Source organism: Streptomyces cirratus (assembly GCF_014650775.1).
GTDB classification, from domain to species: domain Bacteria; phylum Actinomycetota; class Actinomycetes; order Streptomycetales; family Streptomycetaceae; genus Streptomyces; species Streptomyces cirratus.
Genome location: NZ_BMVP01000009.1, coordinates 38,933 through 63,130 on the forward strand (window position 1 = coordinate 38,933; position 24,198 = coordinate 63,130).

Below are 24,198 nucleotides of genomic sequence, written 5' to 3' on the forward strand. Positions count from 1 at the left end.
GGGCCGGCCCCGTCGCTCGGACGGACCCGTGTGGGGGGCGGGTGGCAGGGGGCCCGGGAGAATGGGGCGATGAGCGTCACCATCGACATCGCCGGGCTCCCCGCGGAGCGGATCCGCTTCGCGCCCTCCCCCCTCGCGGAACTCTGCATGGCCCTGCACGCGCTCTCCCAGCCGGCCCACCACCCCCGCCTCGCCCCCTGGGCCACCGCCACCGCCGCCGCGTTCGACTCCTGCCTCGCCGACCGGCTCCTGGAGGCCGACTTCCTCTGGCGCAGCTCCTTCTCCGACATCTTCATGCCCTTCGCGGGCACCCCCGGCGGCACCGGCCTGCCCGGCGCGACCCTGGCCGAGGAGCTCGACGTACTCGACGGCCTCGACGACGAGCGCTTCGTGACGGCCGCCCTCGAACACTGCTGGCTCGCGCTCTACAACGAGGGCGGCGCCCCCTCCCCCCTCAAGGACCCCGCCTCCCGCACCAAGGTCCTGGAGGCCGCCGCCGCCCGCGGTCCGGCCCAGCTGCGCTTCTCGCGGCGGCTCCTGGACGACACCGCCGCCGTCCGCGTCTGGCTGCGCCGCCTCCTGGAGGACTGCGACGAGGCGTTCTTCGCCGAGACGTGGCGGCGGACCGGCCCCCAGCAGGCCGCCGACGCCCGCCACAAGACCGAGGTGCTGCGCCGCAAGGGCCTGCCCACCGCGCTCCGGGAGGTCTCGGCGGCGCTGAGCGTCGACGAGGCCGGGACCACCATCACCGCCGACAAGATGGTCGACGGGTCGGCCACCGCCACGGACCCCGCCATCGGCCCCGGCCTGGTCTTCATTCCCACCAACTTCGGCTGGCCGCACCTCCTCGTACTGCACGCCCCCGGCTGGCGCCCGGTGGTGCACTACCCCCTCGGCTCGCCTGAACCGGCCTCCGCCCCCGGCTCGGTGGAGCTGCTGCGGCGGCGTATGGACGCCCTCGCGCACCCGATGCGGATGCAGTTGTGCCGCAGCCTGGCCAGGGCCCCGTACACCACCGGCGAGCTGGCCACCGTCTGCGGCATATCCGCCCCGGAGGTCTCCCGCCACCTCGCCGTGCTCAAGAAGGCCGGGCTGCTGCACACGCGCCGCCAAGGCCGTTACGCACAGCACCAGTTGGACCTGTCGGTGGTGGCCCGCATCGGCTCCGACTTCATCGAGGGCGTCCTCCGCTGACCCGTGGCCGGCAACTCCCCCGGACCTGGCTGGAATTCGCAGTCTGGCGGGAGCGGCCCTCCGCTGCTTAACGTGCGTCCACCGTCCAGCCCGCCGCACCCTGCCGATGAAAGGACCTCCATGCCCTCACGCCGTATAGCCGCAGCCACCGCCGCCCTGGCCGCGCTGGCCCTGGCCTCCCCGCTGCTGCTCGCCGGGCCCGCCGGCGCCAGCAGTCCGCAGAGCGACGCCGCCAAGGGTGACGCGCTGGCGAGGAAACTGGTCCAGGAGGCGACCGGCAAGGGCGCCGAGAAGCACCTCAAGGTCTTCCAGTCCATCGCGGACTACAACAACGGCACCCGCGTGGCCGGCTCCAAGGGCCACGTGCAGTCCGCCCAGTACGTGGAAGCCGTGATGAAGGCCGCCGGGTACGAGGTCACCAAGAACGCGTTCGACTTCGTGTACGTCGAGACGGTCGCCGAGACGCTGAAGGTCAACGGCGCCGCCCCGCGCGACGTCCCGGTCAAGCTGATGACGTACACCGCGAGCGGTCCGGTCGGCGGCGTCACGGCGCGGCTCGCCGTCGCCCCCGTCGACGCGGACGGTACGAACGGCTGCGAGCCGGGCGACTTCGCCCCCGGCGCGTTCACCGGCCGCATCGCACTCGTCAAGCGCGGCGGCTGCACCTTCGCCGTCAAGCAGGCCAACGCCGCGGCGGCCGGGGCGGTCGGCGCGCTCATCTACAACAACACCGAGGGCGCCCTGAACGGCACGCTCGGCGCGGCCGACGCGGGCAAGGTCCCCACCGGCGGCGTCACCCAGGCGGAGGGCGAGAAGCTCGCCGCCGAGGCCGCGGCCGGACCGGTCGAGGTCACCCTGGACATCCGCGAGCTCCGCGAGAACCGCACGACGTACAACGTCATCGCCGAGACCCGTGGCGGCGACGAGAACAACACCGTCTTCCTCGGCGCGCACCTCGACTCGGTCGCGGCCGGTCCCGGCATCAACGACAACGGCTCCGGCTCGGCCGGCATCCTCCAGGTCGCGCAGCGCCTCGCGAGCAGCCAGAAGAAGATCAAGAACAAGGTCAAGTTCGCCTGGTGGTCGGCGGAGGAGTTCGGCCTGCTCGGCTCCGAGGCGTACGTGGGCGGCCTGACGGACGCGCAGAAGAAGCAGATCCGGCTCTACCTGAACTTCGACATGATCGCCTCGCCGAACGCCGCCTACTTCGTCTACGACGGCGACGACTCGGACAAGGTCGGCTCCGGCCCCGGGCCCGAGGGCTCCGCCCAACTGGAGAAGGGCATCACGGACTTCCTGGACGGACGGAAGATCCCGCACGAGGGATCGGACTTCACCGGCCGCTCCGACTACGGCCCGTTCATCGAGGCCGGGATCCCCTCCGGGGGTACGGACACGGGCGCCGAAGGCATCAAGACGGCGGCGCAGGCGGCCAAGTTCGGCGGCCAGGCCGGTGTGGCCTACGACGTGAACTACCACGGCAAGGGCGACACCATCGCCAACATCGACCAGAAGGCGCTCGACATCAACGTCGACGTCATCGCGAACGCGGTCGGCCACTACGCCTACGACCTGGCCCCGCTCGCCGTGCCGGTCCCGCCCGGGCCCGCGGGCGGCGGCGCGGGCGGCAGCGGCGGCGGCCTGCGCGAGGGCCACGACCACGGCGTGACGCGGTAGTGCGGCGCTCCGGCCGGGCGGCGCCCCGCCGCGTCAGCCCGGCCGGACCCCGAAGCCGGGCAGCCCCGGCAGCCCTTGCAACCCCACCGGCTGCACCAGCCACCCGAAGTCCCCGAGCCCGCCGCGGGCGGTGAGTTCGGCCGCCTCCCCCGCCGAGACGAGGGCGCGCACGTACCCGGCCGGGTCCGTCGACGCCAGCGACAGCGGCGGCCGGGCCCCCGAGACGCCGAGGGCCGCCAGCGCCTCCCGCTGCGTGAGCAGGGCCGCGCCCGGTCCGGCGCAGGCGTCCAGGGCCACGTGCGCGGTGATGTCGCAGCTGCCGTCGGGGACCGGCGGGACCTCCCGGCCGCCGCGGAAGCCGGTCAGGGTGCCGTACGGGGGGCGTGCCCCGCGGGTGTGCGCGTAGTCCGCCGCCACCGCCAGGCCCCGTTCGAGGGTCGCGACGGCCGCCGCCCAGGCCTCGTCGCGCGGGCGGCCGATCTCCGCCCGGCCCCCGCCCGGCCACCACTGCTCCAGCCAGGCCCGGTCGCGGGTCTCCAGCGGGCCGCCCGGGCTCTGCGTACCGTCCGGCGCGACCAGGACGTACCGCCCGTCCTCGGCGACCTCCAGCGGTACGTTGTCCAGCCACTCGTTGGCGAACAGCAGCCCCGTGGTCCCCGCGGGCGGCTGCGCGACCCAGCGGACGCGCGGGTCCAGCCCCTCGGGCCGGGCCGCGCGTTCCACGGCGTACGGGCGCACCCGCGCCGCCGTCGACGCGGGCAGGGCGGCGAGCACCCCGGTCAGGAGTTCCCCGCGCCCGGCCCCCACGTCGACCAGGTCCAGCCCCTCGGGGCGGCCGAGGGCCTCGTCCACCGCGAGGAGGAGCCGGGCCACGGCGCCCGCGTAGAGCGGGGAGGCGTGCACGGAGGTACGGAAGTGCCCGGCGGGGCCGGGGCCGCGGGGGTCCACGTAGAAGCCGCCCGGCCCGTACAGCGCGGCCTCCATGGCGGTCCGCCAGCGGACCGGCCCGATCCCTTCACCCTGAGCGCTCATCCCCCACAGGCTAAGCTCACCCTCCACCTTGGGGAGTACGCCCCCTTCGCGCGGATCGCCCCTGTGGTTGACTCCCGCACCTATCTCCGTTGCCTACGCTGGGTTACGTGCAGCGCCTTTACGATTTCCTCCGCAGACACCCGACATGGGTCGACGGCTTCTGGGCCGTCCTCCTGTGCGGGATCGCGCTGCTGGACCTGGCGTCCGCCGGTCACCGCGGCACCGGCGAGCGGCTGCTCACCGTCCCCTCGGTGATCGCCATGGGCGTCGTCATCGCGCTGCGCCGCAAGTGGACGCCGCAGATGTTCTGGCTGGCGGTGGGCACGGGCGTCTACCAGCTGGCCGCCGGGGTCGACGTGCACAACGGCGACTTCGGGATGCTGGTGATCCTCTACACCGTGGCCGCCTCGGCCGAGGTCTCCCGCCGGCTGTCCCGCTTCGCGTTCGCCCTCGGGCTGACCGCCGCGCCCCTGTACGCCCTGCGCTTCCACATCGACAAGGGCAACACCAGCGACAACTTCTTCTTCACCCTCTTCGCCGTCGTCCCCTTCGCCCTGGCCTGGGTGCTGGGCGACTCCCTGCGCACCCGCCGCGCCTACTACGCGCAGCTCGTGGAGCGCAACCAGCGGCTGGAGAAGGAGCGCGAGGCGCAGGCGAAGGTGGCCGTCGCCGCCGAGCGCGCCCGGATCGCCCGCGAGCTGCACGACGTCGTCGCGCACAACGTCTCGGTGATGGTGGTCCAGGCGGACGGCGCCGCGTACGTGATGGACGTGGCGCCGGAACAGGCCAAGGAGGCGCTCCAGACCATCTCGGGCACCGGCCGCCAGGCGCTCGCCGAGATGCGGCGGCTGCTGGGCGTGCTGCGCACCGGCGAGCCGCAGGAGTCCGAGGACTACGTCCCGCAGCCGGACGTCGAACAGATCGAGGTCCTGGTCGAGCAGGTCCGCACGGCCGGGCTCGCCGTGGACTTCGCGGTCGAGGGCGCGCCGCGGCGACTGCCGAGCGGCGTGGAGCTGACGGCGTACCGGATCGTGCAGGAGGCGCTGACCAACACGCGCAAGCACGGCGGCCCCGAGGCGAAGGCGAGCGTCCGGCTGGTGTACTTCGACGACGGGCTCGGGCTGCTGATCGAGGACGACGGGCGGGGCGCGGCCCACGAACTGTACGAGGACGGCGGCGCCGACGGCGCCGGGCACGGACTGATCGGCATGCGCGAACGCGTCGGTATGGTCGGGGGCACGCTGGACGCGGGCCCGCGGCCCGGCGGCGGCTTCCGGATCAGTGCGCTCCTCCCACTCAAGAAGAGGTGATCGATGTCCATCCGCGTGATGCTGGTCGACGACCAGATGCTCCTGCGCACGGGCTTCCGCATGGTGCTGGCGGCCCAGCCGGACATGGAGGTCGTCGCCGAGGCCGGTGACGGCCTGGAGGCGCTGGAGGTGCTGCGGGCCACGAAGGTGGACGTGGTGCTGATGGACGTCCGCATGCCGAGGCTCGACGGGGTGGAGGCGACGCGGCGCATCTGCGAGCCGGAGGAACACCCCAAGGTGATCATCCTGACCACCTTCGACCTGGACGAGTACGCGTTCTCCGGCCTCAAGGCGGGCGCGAGCGGCTTCATGCTCAAGGACGTCCCGCCGGCGGAACTGCTGGCCGCGATCCGCTCGGTGCACAGCGGTGACGCGGTGGTGGCGCCGTCGACGACCCGGCGGCTGCTGGACCGGTTCGCGCCGATGCTGCCGACGACATCGCAGGAGCCGCGGAACAAGGAGATCGAGCGGCTGACGGAGCGCGAGCGGGAGGTCATGCTGCTGGTGGCGCAGGGCCTGTCGAACGGGGAGATCGCGGCCCGGCTGGTCCTGTCGGAGGCGACGGTGAAGACCCACGTGGGCCGCATCCTGACGAAGCTCGGCCTGCGCGACCGCGTCCAAGTGGTCGTCCTGGCCTACGAATCCGGCCTGGTCCGCGCGGGCAGCCCCCCGCCGGCCTGACCGGCGGGAGGCGTCTCCCGGCTATCCGAACTGGCCGGGCTGGTAGTCGCCGGCGGGCTGCTGGACGATGACGTTCAGCCGGTTGTAGGCGTTGATGAGGGCGATCAGCGACACGAGGGCGGCCAGTTGCTCCTCGTCGTAGTGCTTGGCGGCGTTCGCCCACGCCTCGTCCGTGACACCACCGGCCGCGTCCGCGATGCGGGTGCCCTGTTCCGCCAGCTCCAGCGCGGCGCGTTCGGCCTCGGTGAACACCGTGGCCTCCCGCCACACCGCCACCAGGTGCAGGCGCAGGTCGGTCTCACCGGCGGCGACGGCTTCCTTGACGTGCATGTCGGTGCAGAACCCGCACCCGTTGATCTGGCTCGCGCGGATCTTCACCAGTTCCTGCGTGGCGGCGGGCAGCGCCGAATCCGACACCGCCTTGCCGGCCGAGTTGATGTGCTTGAAGAACTTCCCGGCAGTCGCGTTGCCGAAGAGGTTCAAACGGGCGCTCATGGTGTTCTCCTCTGCCGTTTCGGGGTTACACCGCTATGACCGGGCGGCCCGGCCCCGCGTGACAGAAGTCGATGTGACGTGCATCACCCCCGGTGGGCGAGGGGCGGGGCCGGCGCCCGCGTCAGGTCATCCAGCGGTCCGGGCGGGCCGTGGCGCGGGAGGTGCGGGAGCGGTCCGCCTGGGCGTAGAGGAGGGCGGAGGCCTCGGGGGCCGGGCGCAGGCGCGCCGTCACCGTGCCGTTGGCGCCGGTGTCGACATGGACGTCGGCCACGCCGTGGAGGCGCTCCCACGGGCCCCGGGTGAGCCTGACGCTCTGCACCTTGGCGTGCGGAACGATCTCCGTACGGCGGCACAGCAGACCCCGCCTGGCGGCGAAGACGTCCTCGGAGACGGCCACGCCGTAGCCCCGCCACCACACCGGGACCACCCACCGCGCGCCGGCCCCGGGGGCGGGGGAGAAGCTCAGGGCGGCCAGGTCCACGCCCGGGAGCACGCGTGCGATCACCTCGTACGCGGCGGCCCGCGCGGCCACCGGCACCAGGACGTCGTTCTTCGAGCCCGCCACCGCCAGCTCCACCCGTACCCAGCCGCGCCACCGCCACAGCAGCGGCTCGACGATGCGTACGGTCTGCACACGGCCCGGCGGCACCGTCTCGTGGGCCCGGTCCGCCAGCCCGTGGTCGAGCCGCAGCCCGTCGGGGGACTCCGCGACCGTCCAGTCGTACTCGGTCAGGAACCGGCCCACGCTGCTGCTCCAGGCCCAGCCGAGCAGCGGCAGCAGGGCCGCCGCGGCCGCCCAGGGGCTGGCACTGAACCACCACACGGCCACCGGCACGAGGAGCCCGCCGGTGACCGCCGCCAGCACGCCCAGGCTCAGCAGCAGCGAGACCACCAGCTCGCGCGGCCCGACCCGCAGCAGCGCCCGCTCCGGCGCCTCCCCGAGCGCGACCGCCTCGGCCGGCGCGAAACCGGCGGCCCGGGCCAGGAGTTCGGCGCGCAGCGCGGCGGCGTCCTTCTCGGCCAGGTACGCCAGCTCGTCCTTGTCGTCGGTGCCGATGACGTCGATCCGCAGCTTGGCGACCCCCGCGAGCCGGGCCAGCATCGGCCGGGTGACGTCCACCGCCTGGATCCGGTCGAGCCGGATGTGGGCGGTGCGGCGGAAGAGGAGCCCGCTGCGGATGCGCAGCTCGGTGGCGGTGACGGCGTAGTGCGTGAACCACCAGCTCAGCAGCCCGTACGTACCGAAGACCAGGAGCAGGGCGACGAGTACCAGGAAGCGGAGCGACACGGGCAGCTCCGTGATCCACTCCTCCGCCCGGTCGCCCTGCTGCGCGAGCATGCCGATGACGGCCGCGATCGGGACCCAGGCGCGCAGCAGCGGGGTCAGCGGGTGCAGCCGCCGCTCGTACGCGGCCACCGCCACGCCCTCCGGGACGCCCACCGCCTCCGGGACGCCCGCGCCCGCGCCGCCCACCGCCTCCGGGACGCCCGCGCCCGGGACGCCCACCGCTTCCGGGACCCCCACGCCCTCGGCGCCCGCCGGGCTCACAGACCGGCCGATCTTGCCTCGCCGAGCTCCGTCAGCCGGTCGCGCAGCCGCTCGGCCTCCCCCGGCACCAGCCCGGGGATCTTCGCGTCCGTCGCCGCGGCCGCCGTGTGCAGTTGTACGGAGGCCAGCCCGAAGCGCCGCTCCAGCGGCCCCGAGGTCACCTCCACCAGCTGCATCCGGCCGTACGGCACCACCGTCTGGGCCCGCCACAGCACCCCCCGGCTGATCAGCAGGTCGTCGGCGCGCTCCGCGTACCGCCAGGACCGCCAGTTCCGCCCGAGCAGCACCCAGCCCCAGGCCGCCGCCGCGAGCCACAGCGCCCCGCAGGCCGCCCACGCCGGACCGGCGGTCAGCCCCAGCACGACCCCCGTCACCGCCGCGAAGAGAACCGCCCAGAACGCCAGCAGCAGTCGGCGGAGCCTGAGCAGGCCGCCCGGCAGTCCCACCCAGTCGGGGCGGCTCGTCCCACCCCTTGTCCCCATATCCATGCGCACAGCGTATGGCTGAGACAATGCGGCCATGACGGAGACCACGGTCGGCATCGGCGGAGCGGCGGAAAGCACCGACATGGTGCTCAACATCGGACCGCAGCACCCTTCCACGCACGGCGTCCTGCGCCTGCGCCTCGTCCTGGACGGCGAGCGTATCGTCAGCGCCGAGCCGGTGGTCGGCTACATGCACCGCGGCGCCGAGAAGCTCTTCGAGGCCCGCGACTACCGGCAGATCGTGATGCTGGCCAACCGCCACGACTGGCTGTCCGCGTTCTCGAACGAACTCGGCGTGGTCATGGCCGTCGAGCGGATGCTGGGCATGGAGGTCCCCGAGCGCGCCGTGTGGATGCGGACCCTGCTCGCCGAGCTGAACCGGGTCCTGAACCACCTGATGTTCCTCGGGTCGTACCCGCTCGAACTGGGCGGGATCACCCCGATCTTCCACGCGTTCCGCGAGCGCGAGGAGCTACAGGCCGTCATGGAGGAGATCTCCGGCGGCCGGATGCACTACATGTTCAACCGGGTCGGCGGCCTCAAGGAGGACCTCCCGGCCGGCTGGCTCGGCCGGGCCCGCGCCGCGATCGCCGACGTCCGCACCCGCATGGACGTCTACGACAAGCTGGTCCACGGCAACGAGATCTTCCGCGGCCGCACGCGCGGGGTGGGCGTGCTGTCGGCGGAGGCCGTGCACGCGTACGGGGTCTCCGGCCCGATCGCCCGCGCCTCCGGCGTCGACTTCGACCTGCGCCGCGACGAGCCGTACCTGGCCTACGGCGAGCTCCAGGACGTCCTCAAGGTGATCACCCGTCCCGAGGGCGACTGCCTGGCCCGCTTCGAGGTGCTGCTCGACCAGACGCACAACGCCCTCGACCTCGCCGAGGCCTGCCTGGACCGGATGGCGGAGCTGGCGCCCGGGCCGGTCAACCAGCGCCTGCCGAAGGTGCTGAAAGCGCCCGAGGGGAGCACGTACGCCTGGACCGAGAACCCCCTCGGCATCAACGGCTACTACCTCGTGTCGAAGGGCGAGAAGACCCCCTACCGGCTGAAACTGCGCTCGGCGTCCTTCAACAACATCCAGGCGCTCGCGGTGCTGCTGCCGGGCCAGCTGGTCGCGGACATGGTGGCGATCCTCGGCTCGCTGTTCTTCGTGGTCGGCGACATCGACAAGTAGCGGTCCACGGGCGGGCGGGCTGCCGCCGGGCAGTTCCACGAGGCCGACGCCACCGTCTTCGGCCCGGCTGTCGGTGGCGGGGTGCAGACTGGGGGCATGTCCCACTCCCCCCGGCGGGCCTGTCCCGCCTGCGGCCGCGACTGCGCCGTGACGGCCGGCCGGATCGCCCGCCACGACCCGCCCGGCGGCCGGGAGCGCGGTGGCCTGGTGTCCTGCCCCGGTTCCCGCGCCCGCGTGGTCCTCGGCGCCTCGGCCCCCACCCTGGACGGCTTCACCCTCGGCCCGCATCCGGGTCAGCTACCGCTGTTCTGACCCGGGTCCGTCGGACAGGACCTGGTGCCGTGGCCGGGAGAGGTGCCGTGCCGGGCGTCGCGACCCGGCATGCCCTTCCCATCACGGCACTAGGGCGTGTTTCGAAAGTAGCGCCGGCCGCCCGAAGGGCGGGCCCCGCGGCGTCCGGTGCGTGCGATCGCAAGGCGGAGGGTCGCCCTCGTACCGGGCCGTACGCGGGCGATCCCGACAACGCGGCGAGCGTGCGTGCCGGGCGTCGCGGGGCAGGCGGGACTTTCGAAACGCGCCCTAGGAGATCGCGCTGCGCAGGCGGGCCACGTCGACCGGCTCGGTCTCGTCGTGGGCCGTCAGGTCGATGACCTGGCCCACCGCGCGCTGTTCGGCGGTCGCCGCCTTGAACTCCGGTTCGGCGCCGTCCTGTCCGGCCGACTCCGCCTTGTGCACCGCGAGGGCCTCCGCGCCGACGACGTCCGCGAGGTCCTCGTTCTGCACGGACTCGATCACGGCGCGGGCCTGAGCGGCGTTCTTGGTGCCGAAGAAGTCGAAGCCGCCCTCGACGCGCGAAGCGGAACGCCGGGGCGCCGAGTACGGGGCCACCGCGGCCGCGAGCCGCCGGGCCGGAAGTTGCGCGGCTCCGGCGTCCGCCGCCTCTCCCGCGTCCCGGCCCGCCTCACCGCCCGCCGTACGGGTACGGCCGTGCGCGTCGGACCCGCCGGCCGCAGCCACGGCCGGCGCCGCGCCCGACGCTCCCGCCGCCGCGGCCCGCTGCTCCGCCTTGCGCACCAGCGCGGCCATCGCCGCGTTCGCGCGGGCGTACCCGACCGCCGTCGGCGCCCCGCTGCCGGTGCGCTCCTGCGACACCGCCGGGAGTTCCTTCGGCGCGGCCGGTCCCGAAGCCGCCTCGATGGCGAGCAGCCTGCGCCGCTCCAGGGCGCTCGCGCGCTCCGTCTCGGCGGTCGCGTACCGGCGCAGCAGCGCGGCGTGTTCGCCGCGCAGGCCCGCCAGTTCGACCCGCTTGGCCCGCAGCTTCGCGTCGAGCTTGGCGCGCAGCACGCGGGCTTCTTCCAGGTCGGTTTCGAGCTCGGCTATCCGCTCTTCCGTCTTCCACTCGTCCTTGACCCGCTCTCGGGCGAGCTCCGCCACCCGGCGCCCGGCCGAGCGGTCCCAGGAGCGCATGACGACGGCGCCGGCCACGCCCGCGGCCGCCGTGAGGGCCACGAGCAGGCGCAGCGCCAACGGTTCCGCGAGCAGCCAGGCCGCGCCGGCACCGGCCACGGAAACACCGGCGAGGGCCGTCGGCGTGAGCAGACGGTGCAGAGGTTCTGGATTGCGGTGGCGTCCACGGGGCATGGCCTGAAATTTACAGGGCGTAGACGGGGTGTGGGGTAGCCGCCCGGCAATCTCTTACCGGGCGGTTACCCGCCATTTCCGCACCAACCGCGTAACTGATCTTCGTACGCTGCTACTTCTTGAGCAGACCCTTGGATTGCAGGTACTCCTTGGCGACATCGGCGGCCTTCGCCCGCTCCGCGTCGACCTTCCGGTTGAGGTCGACGAGGTCGGCCGTCGTCAGCGTCTTGGTGAGCCGGTCGAGCGCCGCCGCGACCTCCGGAGAACCGGCGTCCTCGGCGTTGACGACCGGCAGGACGTTGTCGGCGTTCTGGAGCTTCTTGTCGTCGTCCAGCAGGACCAGGCCGTAGTTGCCGAGCGTGGCGTCGGTGGTCGTGGTCAGTACGAGCTGGTCCACGCCGTCCTTCACGGCTTGCTTGGCCTGCGGGGTGCCGACACCCTTCGGGTCGATACCGGAGACCGAAATTCCGTATGTCTTCTCCAGCCCCGGCTGGCAGAAGGGACGGACGGCGCATTCGTCACCGGCGGCGATCTTCACCTTGAGCCCCGACTTGCCGAGATCGGAAAGGCTCTTGAGGTTGTTCTTCGCGGCGAATTCCTTCGTCACCGCGAAAGCGTTCTGGTCCACCGCCGAACCCGCCGGCAAGACCTTCAGCCCGAGCGGGGTCGCGAGCTTCTCCAGCGCCGCCGTCGTCGCCGCGGCATCGCTCGACGCGACCGGCTTGTCCTTCGGCGCGTCCTTGCCGTTGACCTTGGCGTTCAGGAACTCCGCGAGGGTCGCCGCGTACTCGGGGACGACGTCGATCTCGCCCTTCTCCAGCGACGGCTCGTACAGCTCGCGGTTGTTGACGGTGGTGACGGAGGTCGAGTAGCCGGCGTTGCGCAGGACCTGCGAGTACAGCTCGGCCAGCACGTTGGACTCGGTGAAGCCGGCCGCGCCGATCACCAGCTCGCCCTTGGCGCCGCCGCCGGAGGCGGAGGAGGCCGGGCCGCCGTCCTTCGTCTTTTCCAGGCTGTCGCCGCCGCACGCGGCGAGCGATGCGGCCAGGGCGGCCACGCCCAGCGCCGCGCCGAGGACGTGCAGGGACTTGCTCATGTGGTGCTCCAGAGGAGTTGGCCGACGGGAGACATCGGGGACGGAAGGCATCGAGAACGGGAGACGTCGGAAGCCGGGCGGGACGGTCAGCGGGCCGCCGACGGGTGGCGCGGCAGCAGCCGGTCCGCCGCCACCAGCGCCCCCTCCACGAGCAGGGCCAGCAGGGCCACGAGTACGGCGCCCGCCACCACCTGCGGGGTGTTGTACGTGTTGAAACCGGTGGTGATGATCCGGCCCAGGCCGCCCTGGCCGACCATCGCCGCGATCGTGGCGGTGGCGATGACCTGAACGGCGCCCGAGCGCAGGCCGGTCATCACCAGCCCCCGGGCGAGCGGGAGTTCCACCCGCAGGAACAGCTGGGTCCCGGACATCCCCATGCCCCGGGCCGCCTCGACCACCGAGCGGTCGACCTCCCGCATGCCCACGTACGCGTTGGTCAGCAGCGGCGGGATCGCGAACAGTACGAGCGCGGTCACGGTCGGCAGATATCCGGCGCTGCGCAGCGGCGAGACCATGAAAAGGGCCAGAACCGCGAAGACGGGCACGGCCCTCCCGGCGTTGGACACGTTCACCGCGAGGGTGCCGCCCTTGCCGAGGTGGCCGAGCCACAGCCCGAGCGGCAGCGCCACCGCGCAGGCGACGGCCAGCGCGATCCCGCTCACGTACACGTGCTCGGCGAGCCGGTGCCAGACGCCGTTCTCCCCGGCCCAGTTCGCGCCGTCCGCCAGCCAGTCCCACGCCCCGCCCAGTACACCCATGGCTCAGGCCCCCTCGGCCGGGACCGGCACCGGTACGTCCGAGGTAGCCGCCTTGCGCGCGCGGCCGGCCCGGGTCCACGGCGTGAGCAGCCGCTGCACGCCGAGCAGCAGCAGGTCCGCCACCAGCGCGAGCAGCACGCACAGCACGGAGGCGGTGAGCACCTGCGCCTTGAAGGAGCTGTTCACGGCGGGGGCGATGAGGTTGCCCAGCCCGCCCTTGCCCACGATGGAGCCGACTGTCGTCAGCGCCACGGTCGACACGGTGGCGATCCGCACCCCGGCGAGCAGCGCGGGCAGCGCCAGCGGCAGTTCGACCTGCCACAGCAGCCGGCCCGGCCCGTACCCCATCCCGCGCGCAGCTTCCCGTACGTCCTCGGGCACGGCGGCCAGACCGGCCATCACATTGCGGACGAGGATCGTCAGCGAGTACAGCACCAGGCCGGTCACCACCAGCGCCGCCGAGAGCCCGAAGAACGGCAGCAGCAGCGAGAACATCGCGAGGGAGGGGATCGTGTAGAGCAGGGTGGTCAGTCCGAGGACGGGCGCGGCCCAGCGGCGGCCCCGGCGGGCCAGCAGCGCGAGCGGCACCGACACGGCGAGACCGATCAGCACCGAGACGGCGGTGATCCAGACGTGCTGGACGGTGGCGTCGGCGAGTTCCCGGGAGCGGGAGGTGACGTACTCCCAGCAGAACCAGTCGTTGTCCACGAGGCAGTTCCGCCCGTCCACCCTGCTCACCTCCCCTCACCGGACGCATACGTTTTCGATCAAGGGCCCGTTGCCCGGGGGGCACGGCCGGAATCGACCATAACCCCCGGCACCGACAATGGCCGGAATCCTTCGCACTCAGGCAACACAGCCTTCACACACGTTGCCCCCGAGTTGAGGAAAGATGGCGAGGTGATCCGATTCGAGCATGTGACCAAGCGCTACCCCGACGGGACCACGGCCGTCGAGGACCTGTCCTTCGAGGTGGCGGAGGGTGAGTTGGTCACGCTGGTCGGCCCTTCCGGCTGCGGCAAGACGACCACCATGAAGATGGTCAACCGGCTCATCGAGCCGACGTCCGGCCGGATCCTGCTGGCCGGCGAGGACATCTCCGCCGCCGACCCGGTCGAACTGCGGCGCCGCATCGGTTACGTCATCCAGCAGGTCGGGCTGTTCCCGCACAAGACGGTGCTGGAGAACACGGCCACCGTGCCCCAGCTCATCGGCACCCCGAAGGCCAAGGCCCGCGCCCGCGCCGCCGAGCTGCTCGAACTCGTCGGACTGGACCCCTCGGTGTACGGCGACCGGTACCCGGAGCAGCTGTCGGGCGGCCAGCGCCAGCGCGTGGGAGTGGCCCGGGCACTGGCCGCCGACCCGCCCGTGCTGCTGATGGACGAGCCGTTCGGCGCGGTGGACCCGGTGGTGCGCGAACACCTCCAGAACGAGTTCCTGGAGCTCCAGCGCACCGTCCGCAAGACGATCCTGCTGGTCACCCACGACCTGGAGGAGGCGATCCGGCTCGGCGACCGCATCGCCGTCTACGGGGCGGGCACCATCGAGCAGTTCGCCCGCCCGGCCGTGGTGCTGGCCGCGCCCGCCACCGAGTACGTGGCCTCCTTCGTCGGCGCCGACCGCGGCCTCAAGCGGCTCGCGGTCACCCGCGTCGGCACCGCCGACCTGGCCCCGCCAGGCGGTCCCGCCCCGGCCGCCGACGTGCCGCTGGGAGCCACCCTGCGCGAGGCGCTCGCGGCGCTGCTCCAGGAGGACTCCGGCCGGATCGGGGTCAAGGACCCGGACTCCGGCGAACTGCTCGGCGTACTGACCCCCGAGGCCGTGCACCGGGCGCTGCGCCGGGCACAGCTCCAGGAGGCGTGAGCAAGAAAGGAGGGTGACCGGCCGTCAAGGCCGGTCACCCTCCTCGCCGTCCCCCGCCGGTACCCCGCCGGCGGCCCGGATCAGGCCTGCATCCGGCCGCTCAGCCACACCAGCATCGGCGCGATCTCGCGGCGCCAGGTGTTGAAGTTGTGGCCGCCGCTGTCGAGGATGATCGAGGAGACCCGGTCCGAGCCCTTGACGAGCTTGATGAACTTCTTGGTGTCGCCGAGGTTGTCCTCGCCCTTCTCGCTGGTGGTGACGAGGAAGGACGTACCGGCCGGCTTCTTGTGCTCGATGCTGTGCAGGACGTCGGCGCGCTTCTTGAGCTTGTCGTCGCCCTTGAACAGGTCACCGGTCGTCGGGTCGTCGGCCGCCTGGTAGTACGCGGACAGGCCCACGCCGGCGCCGAAGGTCTGCGGGTAGTGGGCGGCGATCTTCAAGGCGCAGTAGCCGCCCGTGGAATTGCCGATGAAGCCCATGTTCTGCGGCTTCTTGCCCACCCGGAAGGTGGTCTGGATCGCCTGCGGCAGGTCCTGCGCGAAGAAGGTCTCGGTCTGCGGGCCGCCCGGGATGTCCACGCACTCCGTGTCGCGCGGGGGCGCGATCGTCGGGCGCAGCATCACGAGGATCATCGGCTGCATCTTGCCCGCTTTGGCCTGCTTGAAGGCCGTCATGGGGTAGTTCAGCCCTTTGATCAGGTTCTCGGCCGTACCCGGGTAGCCCGTCAGCACGATGGAGGCCGGGAAGTTCTTGTTCTTGTAGTGCGGCTGGAAGTACTCCGGCGGCAGCCACACGTACCCGGGGCTCGTTATCTTCGACTTGGGGCCGGTTATGGCAACCTTCAGGATCTGACCACCGACCTGGGGCTTGGCGCCGCCGGGCACGTCCAGGCTCTGCTTGTCGACGACCTTGATGTCGTTGTTGCTCATCGAGTGGTCGACGACCTTGCCCATGGACGTCTGCTGGCCGAACAGGTCGGCCCAGGAACCGTAGAAGAGGAAGGACTTGTTCGCCGCCAGGCCGACCGCCGCGAAGAGCGCCAGCTGGGTCACGAGCAGGAGGCCGATCCGGCCGAGCAACGCACGCCAGGTGCGGCCCGAGAGCCGCGGCCAGAACCACACGGTGACCGCGAACAGCAGCACACCGAGGATGATGGCCAGGACCAGAACCGTATTACTGGTGAGACCCATGAGCAGTCAGTCGACTTTCTGGTGGCAGGACTGGTTTTTTCTCGACGGATGAGTGAACCCGCTCGCCCTCGATGTCGTCCTAGGGGACGCACCACACTCCGGAGGCTGTCGCGGCCTTCGGCCATATGATCTCTCGCGGAGCAACGGGAAGCGATGTCTAGCAGGATAGATGGCGATAAGTCGGGACAGGTTCCGAAGGCGGTCCGCCGAATCTTCCGTGGACCCCAGCCGGAGTCGGTGCCCGGCCTGGTAGGTACGGCCGTCATGATCGTCGGCCTTCTGGACATCGCGGCGGGTGTCTTCCCGCGATTCCGGCACAGCCGGTTCCACTCGTTCACCGAGGTGCTTCCCGGCTCCCTCGGTCCGTTCGCCGCCGCGCTGGCCATCAGCGCGGGCGTGCTGATCCTGCTGCTGGCCCACGGCCTCAAGCGGCGCAAGCGGCGTGCCTGGCGGGCTGCGGTCGTCCTGCTGCCCGCGGGCGCCGTGGCGCAATTCACATACCGCCACTCCGTCATCGGCGTGGTCATCGCGGCGGTGCTCCTGGGCCTGCTGCTGCGCCACCAGGGTGAATTCAAGGCGCTGCCGGACCCGCGCAGCCGCTGGAAGGCGCTGGCCAACTTCGTCCTGCTGAGCGCCGGCTCCATCGGACTCGGCCTGGTCATCGTCAACGTCCACCCGAACAAGGTCGTCGGCAACCCGAGCCTGTACGAGCAGATCACGCACGTCGTCTACGGGCTCTTCGGCTTCGAGGGACCCGTCGAGTACGCGGGCCGCGTCTCCTGGACCGTCGGCTACTCCCTCGGCGCGCTCGGCATGCTGACCGCCGTCACCACCATCTACCTGGCCTTCCGCCCCGAGCACCCCGCCGCCCGGCTCACCGCCGACGACGAGACCAAGCTGCGCGAGCTGCTGGCCAAGCACGGCGGCCGGGATTCGCTGGGCCACTTCGCGCTGCGCCGTGACAAGGCCGTCGTCTTCTCCCCCAGCGGCAAGGCCGCCGTCACCTACCGCGTCGTGTCCGGCGTGATGCTCGCCTCCGGCGACCCGGTCGGCGACGTCGAGGCCTGGCCCGGCGCCATCGAGCGGTTCATGGAGGAGGCCAAGGCCCACTCCTGGACCCCGGCCGTCGTGGGATGCAGTGAGACCGGCGGCGAGGTCTGGACCCGTGAGACCGGCCTGGACGCCCTGGAACTCGGTGACGAGGCGATCGTCGACGTCAAGGACTTCTCCCTCGCCGGACGCGCCATGCGCAACGTCCGCCAGATGGTGAAGCGCATCGAACGCAACGGCTACACCACCAAGGTCCGCCGGGTCAGCGAGCTGACCGAGGAGGAGCTGGAGCAGGTCCGCGGCGCCGCCGAGGCGTGGCGCGGCACCGACACCGAGCGCGGCTTCTCCATGGCGCTGGGCCGGGTCGGCGACCCGGGCGACGGGGACTGCTTCATCGCCACCGCGCACCGCGTGGAGGAGGGCGACACCAGCCCCTTCGGCGACCTCAAGGCCATCTTGCACTTCGTCCCCTGGGGCAAGGACGGCATGTCGCTGGAGCTGATGCGCCGCGACCGCGCCGCCGATCCCGGCATGAACGAACTGCTGATCGTGGCCTCCCTGGGGGCCTGCCCGGAGCTGGGCATCGAAAAGGTCTCCCTGAACTTCGCGATGTTCCGCGCGGCCCTGGCCCGCGGCGAGAAGATCGGCGCCGGACCGGTGCTGCGGATGTGGCGCGGCCTGCTGGTCTTCCTGTCCCGCTGGTTCCAGATCGAGTCCCTGTACAAGTTCAACGAAAAGTTCCGCCCGCGCTGGGAACCCCGCTTCATGGTCTACCGGCAGACCCGCGACCTGCCCCGCATCGGCTTCGCCGTGATGCAGGCCGAGGGCTTCGTGACGCTGGCCCTGCCCCGGCTGTTCGCCAGCCGCCGCCCGCCCAAGCAGGTCCGCCCCTGCGCCCACACGGACGGCACGGCGGTACCGCCCCAGCCGGGCGAGCGCGAGGTGCAGGCCGCGTAGCCGCGGCGGGGCGCCGGCCGCCCCGCCCGCGCCCCTCCCAGGGCCCGTCCCCGTACGCCCTCCGGCCGGGGCACGGGCCCTACCCTTGAGTCATGAACACCAACCACGGGGCCACCACCAGGGGCCGGGTGACGGGCCTGCCGGAGTGGGACCGCTGCGCGGTCATGGGCGTCGTCAACGTCACGCCCGACTCCTTCTCCGACGGCGGCCGCTGGTTCGACACCACCGCCGCCGTCAAGCGCGGCCTCGACCTCGTCGCGCAGGGAGCCGACCTGGTCGACGTCGGCGGTGAGTCCACCCGGCCCGGCGCCAGCCGCGTCGACGCCGAGGAGGAGCTGCGCCGCGTCGTCCCCGTCGTGCGCGGCCTGGCCGCCGAGGGGATCGTCGTCTCCGTCGACACCATGCGCGCGGAGGTCGCGGCCCGGGCAGTGGCGGCCGGGGCCCGCCTGGTCAACGACGTCAGCGGCGGGCTCGCCGACCCCGGCATGATCCCGGCCGTGGCGGCCGCGGAGGTGCCGTTCGTGGTGATGCACTGGCGCGGTTTCAGCGCCGGCATGAACAGCCTCGCCGTCTACGGGGACGTCCTCGCCGAGGTCACCGTCGAGCTCCGGGACCGGATCGACGCCGTCATCGCCAGCGGCATCGCGCCCGGGCGGCTCGTGGTCGACCCGGGGCTCGGCTTCGCGAAGAACGCCGAGCACGACCTGGCCCTCGTCGCCCACCTGCGCGAGCTGCGGGAGCTGGGCTTCCCGCTGCTGGTCGCCGCCTCGCGGAAGCGTTTCCTCGGACGGGTCCTGGCCGGGCCCGAGGGCGGCGCCCCGCCGCCCGCCCGGGAGCGGGACGCCGCCACGGCCGCCGTGTCCGCCATCGCCGCCCACCAGGGTGCCTGGGCGGTACGGGTCCACGAGGTACGGGCGACCGCCGACGCGGTTCGGGTGGCCCGCGCCGTGGAAGGGGCACTGTGATCCGTCAGACCGACCGGGAAGGGGCACGGTGAGCCGTACCGACATCGAGGCCGTCGAAGAGATCAACACCGCCTTCTACGAGGCCATGGAGCAGGGGGACTTCGACGCACTGTCGGCACTCTGGCTGGAGGACGAGATCTCCTGCGTGCACCCGGGCTGGCCGGTGCTCTCCGGCCGCGGCGAGGTGCTGCGCTCGTACGCCCTGATCATGTCCCACACGGAGTACATCCAGTTCTTCCTCACCGACACCAAGGTGGCCGTCCTCGGCGACACCGCCCTGGTCACCTGCACCGAGAACATCCTCAGCGGCGGCCCCGCCGAGGACGGCGGGGAGCTGGGTCCGCTGGTCGGTCAGCTGGTCGTCGCCACGAATGTGTTCCGACGCACATCCGAAGGCTGGCGCCTGTGGTCCCACCACGGTTCCCCGGTCCTTACGGACTCCGAAGATGAGGACGAAGAGGACACCGACTGACCCCATGGGCGGGGCCGGAGGTTTGACGCAGGTAAATTCGAAGGTGGACGACGCCGACCGCACTCGGCGTAGGCCCATGGCCCCGGGGAGTCCCGGGACCGGAAGCACCTACGAAACAGGAGTGATTCGCGTGGATCGTGTCGCGCTGCGCGGCCTCAAGGCTCGCGGGCACCACGGCGTCTTCCCCCGGGAACGCGAGGAAGGCCAGACCTTCATCGTCGACCTGGTGCTGCACATCGACGCCCGCCCCGCGGCGGCCGAAGACGACCTGGCCAAGACCGTGCACTACGGGGTCGTGGCCGAGGAAGTCGTCGACGTGGTCCAGGGAGAGCCGGTCGACCTGATCGAGACCCTCGCCGAACGGATCGCCCAGCAGTGCCTCAAGCACGAAGCGGTGGCACAGGTCGAGGTCGTCGTCCACAAGCCGGACGCGCCGATCACCGTCCCCTTCGACGACGTGACCATCACGATCACCCGGAGCCGCGCATGAACAACGGACTCAGCGCCCAGAGCGACCCGACCGTGCAGCCCGTGCCCGCCTCGGTGGTGGAGGCGGTCGACGCGGCGGACACCACGCTGTCCAACCCGAAATGGGCCGTCATCGCGCTCGGCGCGAACCTCGGCAACCGGCTGGAGACCCTCCAGGGCGCCATCGACGCCCTCGGTGACACCCCGGGCCTGCGGGTCAAGGCCGTCTCGCCCGTCTACGAGACCGAGCCGTGGGGCGTCGCGCCCGGCTCGCAGCCCTCGTACCTGAATGCGGTCGTCACCGTGAAGACCACCCTGCCCCCCTCCTCCCTGCTGGAGCGCGGGCACGCCATCGAGGAGGCCTTCGACCGCGTCCGCGAGGAGCGTTGGGGGCCGCGCACGATCGACGTCGACATCGTCGCGTACGCCGAGGTCGTTTCGGACGACCCGGTCCTTACCCTCCCGCACCCGAGGGCCCACCAGCGGGCCTTCGTGCTCGCGCCCTGGCACGACATCGACCCCGAGGCCCAGCTCCCGGGTCATGGGGCGATCTCCGCGCTGCTGGCCGGAACCGGCCTGGCCGGCGTCGCGCCCCGCCCGGACCTGGAACTCCACCTGCCCGAGTAGTCGTTAGCCTGTTCACTGCTGAATGCAAGCGGCTCAGAAAGCGGGGAACGGGCACGTGAAGCAACTGAGGCCGGCGGTCCTGGCGGGCATCTTCGTGGTCGCCGGGGTGCTCTCCTGGGCGGGCGCCCGGCTCTGGAACGCGTACGGCACCCTGCCGGGCGTCCCGCTGGCCGCGCCGATCGTCCTCGCGGTGATCGCGGTGATCCTCTTCGCGACCGGGCTGTCGATGCGCAGCCGCCTCAAGGCGCAGCGCGAGCGCCGCCCGGGGGCCAAGGGCGTCGAGCCGTTGATGGCGGCCCGCGCGGTGGTCTTCGGGCAGGCCAGCGCCCTGGTCGCGGCCCTGGTGGCCGGCATGTACGGGGGCGTCGGCGTGTTCCTGCTGACCGACTCCCTCGACGTCCCCGCCCGCCGCGACCAGACCTGGTACGCGGGCGGCTCCGTCCTTGCGGGCGCGGCGGTCATCGCGGCGGCCCTGTTCCTGGAGCACGTCCTGAAACTCCCCGAGGACGACGACACCGCCCCCCAGTCCCCGGCCCGCGCCTGATGCCGGCGGCCGGTCCCCGCGGGGACCGGCCGAGCGCTCAGCGGGCCATGATCAGGCTCATGGCCTCGTTGCGGGTCGCGGGGTCGCGGAGCTGGCCGCGGACCGCCGAGGTGATGGTCTTCGCGCCGGGCTTGCGGACACCGCGCATGGTCATGCACATGTGCTCGCACTCGATGACCACGATGACGCCGCGCGGCTCCAGGATCTCCATGAGCGAGTCGGCGACCTGCGTCGTCAGCCGCTCCTGCACCTGCGGGCGGCGGGCGTACACGTCCACGAGGCGGGCGAGCTTCGACAGGCCGGTGATCTTGCCGTCCGTCGACGGAATGTAGCCGACGTGCGCGACACCGTGGAACGGCACCAGGTGGTGCTCACAGCTCGACATGACCTCGATGTCCTTCACCAGGACCATCTCGTCGTGGCCGAGGTCGAACGTCGTCGTCAGGACCTCCTCCGGCTTCTGCCACAGGCCGGCGAATATCTCCCTGTACGAGCGCGCCACCCGGGCCGGCGTCTCCAGCAGGCCCTCACGGTCCGGGTCCTCACCGACCGCGATCAGGAGCTCGCGCACGGCCGCCTCGGCGCGCTTCTCGTCGAACTCGCCGATCCTGCCCTCGCCACCGGTCAGGGTCACTGGGTCGGTCATCTCTTCCTCGTTCCTGTGTGCGCAGCTCGCGCGCATGTGAAAGTACCGCGCCCCCCAGGCTAGAACCTGGGGGGCGCGGCATGCATTCCGGGGCCCGACGGGCCGCACCGACTACTCGGCGCGGTCCTCCGGAGAGACCTCGGGGGCCTTCTCCACCGACACCGCGGGCGACGCCGCCGAGGCACCGTTCGCCGAGTTCGTCAGCTGGAGCTCCTTGGGAGAGAGCACCGGCGGACGGGTGGAGGGGGTGCGGCGGGCGGAACCGGTCCACGCCGGACGGGCCGGGCGCTTCACGATCGTGGAGAAGATCTGCGCGATCTCCTCCTTGCCCAGCGTCTCCTTCTCCAGCAGCGCCAGCACGAGGTTGTCCAGGACGTCCCGGTTCTCGACCAGGATCTCCCAGGCCTCGTTGTGCGCGGTCTCGATGAGCTTCTTGACCTCTTCGTCGACCAGCGCCGCGACCTCTTCCGAGTAGTCCCGCGGGTGCGACATCTCGCGTCCCAGGAACGGCTCGGTGTTGTCGCCGCCGAACTTGATCGCGCCCAGACGCTCGGTCATGCCGTACTGGGTGACCATGGCCCGCGCGGTGGCGGTGGCCTTCTCGATGTCGTTCGCCGCGCCCGTGGTCGGGTCGTGGAAGACCAGTTCCTCGGCCGCGCGCCCGCCGAGCATGTACGCGAGCTGGTCGAGCATCTCGTTGCGCGTGGTCGAGTACTTGTCCTCGTCGGGCAGGACCATGGTGTAACCCAGGGCCCGGCCGCGGGACAGGATCGTGATCTTGTGGACCGGGTCGGAGTTCGGGGAGGCCGCCGCGACCAGGGCGTGACCGCCCTCGTGGTACGCGGTGATCTTCTTTTCCCGGTCCGACATGATCCGGGTCCGCTTCTGCGGGCCCGCCACGACGCGGTCGATCGCCTCGTCCAGCATGTGGTTGTCGATCAGCTTCTTGTTCGAGCGGGCCGTGAGCAGCGCGGCCTCGTTCAGAACGTTGGAGAGATCGGCACCCGTGAAGCCGGGGGTACGGCGGGCGACGGCCGAGAGGTCGACGTCCGGCGCGACCGGCTTGCCCTTCTGGTGGACCTTGAGGATCTCCAGACGGCCCTGCATGTCCGGGCGGTCGACCGCGATCTGCCGGTCGAAGCGGCCCGGGCGCAGCAGCGCCGGGTCGAGGATGTCGGGACGGTTCGTGGCGGCGATCAGGATGACCCCGCCCTTCACGTCGAAGCCGTCCATCTCGACCAGCAGCTGGTTGAGGGTCTGCTCGCGCTCGTCGTGGCCGCCGCCGAGACCCGCACCGCGGTGCCGGCCGACGGCGTCGATCTCGTCGACGAAGACGATCGCCGGCGCGTTGGCCTTGGCCTGTTCGAACAGGTCGCGGACGCGCGAGGCACCGACACCGACGAACATCTCGACGAAGTCGGAACCGGAGATCGAGTAGAAGGGAACACCGGCCTCGCCCGCGACGGCACGCGCGAGCAGGGTCTTGCCGGTGCCGGGCGGGCCGTAGAGCAGCACACCCTTGGGGATCTTGGCGCCGACGGCCTGGAACTTCGCCGGCTCCTGGAGGAACTCCTTGATCTCGTGGAGTTCCTCGACGGCCTCGTCCGAGCCCGCGACATCGGCGAACGTCGTCTTCGGGGTGTCCTTGGTGATGAGCTTCGCCTTGGACTTCCCGAAGTTCATCACCCGGGAGCCGCCGCCCTGCATCTGATTCATCAGGAACAGGAAGACGACGACGATGAGGACGAACGGGAGCAGCGAGAGCAGCACGCTCAGGAACGGGCTGGTCTTGTCCGGCGAGACGGTGTACCCGTCGGTGATCTGACCGGCTTCGTACTTGGTCTGGAGGTTCTGGGCGAGCTGGACGCCCTGGTCCCCGATGTAGTTGGCCTGGAACTTGGTGCCGTCGTTGTTGCCGAGCTTCTGGTCCTTCTTGAGCTCGATCTTGATCATCTGGCTGTCACCGGTGGTGAGCTTGGCGCTCTGCACCTGGCCACTGTTGATCGCCTTGATGACCTCGCTGGTCTCCACCGACTTGTAGCCGCCGCCGGAGCCGACGACGTTCATCAACACGACCACGGCGAGGACGGCCAGCACGATCCACATGACCGGCCCACGGAAGTATCGCTTCACGTCCATCCATACGGGACGCCAGGCGCCCCGTCCCTCCTGCCCGTAGGTAAATGCTGCTGTGAGTAAAGACTGTTCTTCGGAATGTACCCCTGAATTGTCACCCGCGGCCTCGTGGGACGGCTGACAGACCCGTCTTCCCCTGGTCCAACGGCGGGAAGCGCCGCGAGGTTCCCCGGGGACCGCAGGTT

24 protein-coding genes are annotated in these 24,198 nt (G+C 71.7%); 13 read left to right on the forward strand and 11 right to left on the reverse strand.

Annotated elements, in window-relative coordinates; all coding sequences use genetic code 11:
- The first annotated feature begins 69 nt into the window (after nucleotides 1-69).
- Together IE207_RS21750 and IE207_RS21755 are read left to right on the forward strand one after the other, a co-directional pair.
- Complete coding sequence (locus tag IE207_RS21750; RefSeq protein WP_190185948.1) at nucleotides 70-1,194, forward strand: DUF5937 family protein; 1,125 nt, start codon at nucleotides 70-72, stop codon at nucleotides 1,192-1,194.
- 120 nt (nucleotides 1,195-1,314) lie between these two features.
- Nucleotides 1,315-2,871 carry a M28 family metallopeptidase gene (locus IE207_RS21755; RefSeq protein ID WP_190185949.1) on the forward strand — a complete coding sequence of 519 codons (1,557 nt, stop codon included), beginning with the start codon at nucleotides 1,315-1,317 and terminating at the stop codon, nucleotides 2,869-2,871.
- Between the two features lie 33 nt (nucleotides 2,872-2,904).
- Here the strand turns inward: IE207_RS21755 and IE207_RS21760 are convergent, their stop codons facing one another.
- Complete coding sequence (locus IE207_RS21760) at nucleotides 2,905-3,903, reverse strand: SAM-dependent methyltransferase (RefSeq protein ID WP_190185950.1); 999 nt, start codon at nucleotides 3,901-3,903, stop codon at nucleotides 2,905-2,907.
- Nucleotides 3,904-4,010: 107 nt separating this feature from the next.
- Between IE207_RS21760 and IE207_RS21765 the strand changes: the two genes are divergently transcribed.
- Both IE207_RS21765 and IE207_RS21770 read left to right on the forward strand, forming a co-directional pair.
- A complete protein-coding gene (locus IE207_RS21765; RefSeq protein WP_190185951.1) occupies nucleotides 4,011-5,213 on the forward strand; it encodes a sensor histidine kinase in 1,203 nt (400 codons plus the stop codon).
- A gap of 3 nt (nucleotides 5,214-5,216) precedes the next feature.
- Nucleotides 5,217-5,894 (forward strand): response regulator transcription factor, encoded by a 678-nt coding sequence (locus IE207_RS21770; protein ID WP_190185952.1) that lies wholly within the window; start codon nucleotides 5,217-5,219, stop codon nucleotides 5,892-5,894.
- 21 nt (nucleotides 5,895-5,915) lie between these two features.
- On the opposite strand, the gene IE207_RS21775 is transcribed toward IE207_RS21770, so the two are convergent.
- From IE207_RS21775 to IE207_RS21785, 3 genes are all read right to left on the reverse strand, one after another.
- On the reverse strand, nucleotides 5,916-6,389 hold the full coding sequence (locus tag IE207_RS21775; protein WP_190185953.1) for a carboxymuconolactone decarboxylase family protein: 474 nt from the start codon (nucleotides 6,387-6,389) through the stop codon (nucleotides 5,916-5,918).
- Between the two features lie 121 nt (nucleotides 6,390-6,510).
- The gene (locus IE207_RS21780) at nucleotides 6,511-7,863 is read right to left on the reverse strand and encodes a PH domain-containing protein (RefSeq protein ID WP_373304749.1); all 1,353 of its coding nucleotides are present in this window, start codon (nucleotides 7,861-7,863) and stop codon (nucleotides 6,511-6,513) included.
- Nucleotides 7,864-7,934: 71 nt separating this feature from the next.
- Nucleotides 7,935-8,426, reverse strand: coding sequence for a PH domain-containing protein (locus tag IE207_RS21785; protein ID WP_229873883.1), 492 nt, complete (start codon nucleotides 8,424-8,426; stop codon nucleotides 7,935-7,937).
- 31 nt (nucleotides 8,427-8,457) lie between these two features.
- Here IE207_RS21785 and IE207_RS21790 point away from each other — a divergent pair, with 31 nt between their 5' ends.
- Both IE207_RS21790 and IE207_RS21795 read left to right on the forward strand, forming a co-directional pair.
- Nucleotides 8,458-9,600 (forward strand): NADH-quinone oxidoreductase subunit D, encoded by a 1,143-nt coding sequence (locus tag IE207_RS21790; protein WP_190185955.1) that lies wholly within the window; start codon nucleotides 8,458-8,460, stop codon nucleotides 9,598-9,600.
- A gap of 96 nt (nucleotides 9,601-9,696) precedes the next feature.
- Entirely contained in the window at nucleotides 9,697-9,912 is a 216-nt protein-coding gene (locus tag IE207_RS21795; protein WP_190185956.1) for a hypothetical protein, read from the forward strand.
- Between the two features lie 267 nt (nucleotides 9,913-10,179).
- On the opposite strand, the gene IE207_RS21800 is transcribed toward IE207_RS21795, so the two are convergent.
- The 4 genes from IE207_RS21800 to IE207_RS21815 all read right to left on the reverse strand — a co-directional run bounded on the left by IE207_RS21800 (nucleotide 10,180) and on the right by IE207_RS21815 (nucleotide 13,824).
- Entirely contained in the window at nucleotides 10,180-11,241 is a 1,062-nt protein-coding gene (locus IE207_RS21800; protein ID WP_190185957.1) for a hypothetical protein, read from the reverse strand.
- A 112-nt stretch (nucleotides 11,242-11,353) separates the two neighbouring features.
- Entirely contained in the window at nucleotides 11,354-12,337 is a 984-nt protein-coding gene (locus tag IE207_RS21805; protein ID WP_190185958.1) for an ABC transporter substrate-binding protein, read from the reverse strand.
- An 86-nt stretch (nucleotides 12,338-12,423) separates the two neighbouring features.
- The gene (locus IE207_RS21810) at nucleotides 12,424-13,095 is read right to left on the reverse strand and encodes an ABC transporter permease (RefSeq protein WP_190185959.1); all 672 of its coding nucleotides are present in this window, start codon (nucleotides 13,093-13,095) and stop codon (nucleotides 12,424-12,426) included.
- A gap of 3 nt (nucleotides 13,096-13,098) precedes the next feature.
- Nucleotides 13,099-13,824, reverse strand: coding sequence for an ABC transporter permease (locus IE207_RS21815; RefSeq protein WP_190185960.1), 726 nt, complete (start codon nucleotides 13,822-13,824; stop codon nucleotides 13,099-13,101).
- A 171-nt stretch (nucleotides 13,825-13,995) separates the two neighbouring features.
- On the opposite strand from IE207_RS21815, the gene IE207_RS21820 reads away from it, so the two are divergent.
- Entirely contained in the window at nucleotides 13,996-14,958 is a 963-nt protein-coding gene (locus IE207_RS21820) for an ABC transporter ATP-binding protein (RefSeq protein WP_190185961.1), read from the forward strand.
- An 80-nt stretch (nucleotides 14,959-15,038) separates the two neighbouring features.
- Here IE207_RS21820 and IE207_RS21825 read toward each other — a convergent pair whose 3' ends face one another.
- On the reverse strand, nucleotides 15,039-16,148 hold the full coding sequence (locus IE207_RS21825; protein WP_190185962.1) for an alpha/beta hydrolase: 1,110 nt from the start codon (nucleotides 16,146-16,148) through the stop codon (nucleotides 15,039-15,041).
- Between the two features lie 153 nt (nucleotides 16,149-16,301).
- Between IE207_RS21825 and IE207_RS21830 the strand changes: the two genes are divergently transcribed.
- From IE207_RS21830 to IE207_RS21855, 6 genes are all read left to right on the forward strand, one after another.
- Nucleotides 16,302-18,155 carry a phosphatidylglycerol lysyltransferase domain-containing protein gene (locus IE207_RS21830; protein WP_190185963.1) on the forward strand — a complete coding sequence of 618 codons (1,854 nt, stop codon included), beginning with the start codon at nucleotides 16,302-16,304 and terminating at the stop codon, nucleotides 18,153-18,155.
- Between the two features lie 92 nt (nucleotides 18,156-18,247).
- Nucleotides 18,248-19,120 (forward strand): dihydropteroate synthase, encoded by an 873-nt coding sequence (gene folP, locus IE207_RS21835; protein ID WP_190185964.1) that lies wholly within the window; start codon nucleotides 18,248-18,250, stop codon nucleotides 19,118-19,120.
- 85 nt (nucleotides 19,121-19,205) lie between these two features.
- Nucleotides 19,206-19,592 (forward strand): nuclear transport factor 2 family protein, encoded by a 387-nt coding sequence (locus IE207_RS21840; protein WP_229873896.1) that lies wholly within the window; start codon nucleotides 19,206-19,208, stop codon nucleotides 19,590-19,592.
- Between the two features lie 130 nt (nucleotides 19,593-19,722).
- The gene (gene folB, locus IE207_RS21845) at nucleotides 19,723-20,082 is read left to right on the forward strand and encodes a dihydroneopterin aldolase (RefSeq protein ID WP_190185966.1); all 360 of its coding nucleotides are present in this window, start codon (nucleotides 19,723-19,725) and stop codon (nucleotides 20,080-20,082) included.
- Entirely contained in the window at nucleotides 20,079-20,687 is a 609-nt protein-coding gene (gene folK / locus IE207_RS21850) for a 2-amino-4-hydroxy-6-hydroxymethyldihydropteridine diphosphokinase (protein ID WP_190185967.1), read from the forward strand. Before folB ends, folK begins: the two co-directional genes overlap by 4 nt.
- Nucleotides 20,688-20,742: 55 nt before the next feature.
- Nucleotides 20,743-21,231 (forward strand): DUF3180 domain-containing protein, encoded by a 489-nt coding sequence (locus tag IE207_RS21855; protein ID WP_190185968.1) that lies wholly within the window; start codon nucleotides 20,743-20,745, stop codon nucleotides 21,229-21,231.
- A 37-nt stretch (nucleotides 21,232-21,268) separates the two neighbouring features.
- On the opposite strand, the gene folE is transcribed toward IE207_RS21855, so the two are convergent.
- Together folE and ftsH are read right to left on the reverse strand one after the other, a co-directional pair.
- The gene (gene folE / locus IE207_RS21860; RefSeq protein ID WP_190185969.1) at nucleotides 21,269-21,877 is read right to left on the reverse strand and encodes a GTP cyclohydrolase I FolE; all 609 of its coding nucleotides are present in this window, start codon (nucleotides 21,875-21,877) and stop codon (nucleotides 21,269-21,271) included.
- A 111-nt stretch (nucleotides 21,878-21,988) separates the two neighbouring features.
- Nucleotides 21,989-24,016, reverse strand: coding sequence for an ATP-dependent zinc metalloprotease FtsH (ftsH, locus tag IE207_RS21865; protein ID WP_190185970.1), 2,028 nt, complete (start codon nucleotides 24,014-24,016; stop codon nucleotides 21,989-21,991).
- Nucleotides 24,017-24,198: the final 182 nt, after the last annotated feature.